At 68.4% G+C, this 1,443-nt stretch carries 1 protein-coding gene; it reads left to right on the forward strand.

All coding sequences use genetic code 11. The features are described 5' to 3' along the window. Positions 1–65 precede the first annotated feature (65 nt). On the forward strand, positions 66–1,331 hold the full coding sequence (locus ABT001_RS35985) for an IS701 family transposase (RefSeq protein ID WP_351285907.1): 1,266 nt from the start codon (positions 66–68) through the stop codon (positions 1,329–1,331). Positions 1,332–1,443: the final 112 nt, after the last annotated feature.

A 1,443-nucleotide genomic window follows, 5' to 3' on the forward strand; every position in this document is an offset into this window, starting at 1 on the left:
GTAGGGCTTGGTCAGGTCGGACATGGGTGAGCGTGTCCTTTCGGTCGGTGTTGCGTTGACAGGGTGTGACTCCGGATGAGATTGCGGCTGTGCGTGATGAGTTGGAGGACTTCGCGGCGGAGGTTTTCGAGCCGTTCGCGAGGAACGACCAGCGTCGGTGGGGGCAGGTCTACCTGCGGGGCCTGCTCACTGACGGGCAGCGCAAGTCGGTCGAGCCGATGGCTTCCCGGCTGGGCGGGGACGGGAATCGTCAGGCGCTGGCCCACTTCATCACTACCAGCCCGTGGGATCCTGCGCATGTGCGGGCCCGGCTGGCCTGGAAGATGGAAAAGGCGATCCGGCCCACCGCGCTGGTCTTCGACGACACCGGGTTCCTCAAGGACGGCAATGCCTCGGCGTGCGTGTCGCGGCAGTACACCGGGACTGCGGGCAAGGTCACCAACTGCCAGGTCGGAGTCTCCCTGCACATGGCCTCCGACCATGCCTCGACGGCGGTCGACTGGCGGCTGTTCCTGCCCGAGTCCTGGGCGCCCGGATCCGGGAAGGCGGACCCGGACAAGGTCGCCCGCCGCACCGCCTGCGGCATCCCCGAGGACATCGGGCATGTGGAGAAGTGGCAGCTCGCACTCGACATGCTCGACGAGACCCGCTCGTGGGGCATCGAAGTGCCGCTGGCCGTCGCGGATGCCGGATACGGCGATACCGCGGCCTTCCGCCTCGGCCTGCAGGCCCGTGGCCTCAACTATGTGGTGGGCATCTCAAGCACCATGTCGGCCCAGCCAGGCGAAGCCGTACCGGTGACCGAGCCGTACTCCGGGACCGGACGCCCACCGGTCGCGAAGTACCCGGACAAGGCTCAGTCGGTGAAACAGCTGGCCATGGCCGCCGGCCGCAGGACGGCGAAGCCGGTGCAATGGCGTGAGGGCTCTCGGCCCGGCGCGGGCCGCAGCGGCTTCAAGCGGATGTACTCGCGATTCGTGGCTTTGCGGATGCGGCCCGCCGGGCGCGAGGTCCGCCAGGCGGCCGGCGGCTCGGAACTGCCCGAGTGCTGGCTCCTGGCCGAGTGGCCGGCCGGCCAGGACGAACCTGTTCAGTTCTGGCTCTCCGACCTGCCCGCCGACACCCCGCTGACCACCCTGGTCCGGCTCGCCAAGCTCCGCTGGCGCATCGAACACGACTACCGGGAGATGAAACAGGCCCTTGGTCTGGCCCACTTCGAGGGCCGGACCTGGGGCGGCTGGCACCACCACGTCACCCTCGTCTCTGTCGCGCATGCCTTCTGCACTTTGCAACGATTGACCAGAGCCCCAAAAGACATGGCGCCGGCCTGAGCCTCTACCGCGTCGTCCGCGAGCTACAGACCATCCTCGCGACATGGGCCGGCGCCTGCCCCACCTGTCACCGCGACATACCCGCGCCAACATCGACCTGACCAAGCCCTAC

Origin of the sequence: Streptomyces sp. NPDC002793, from assembly GCF_040295485.1 — a bacterium.
Taxonomy (GTDB): domain Bacteria; phylum Actinomycetota; class Actinomycetes; order Streptomycetales; family Streptomycetaceae; genus Streptomyces.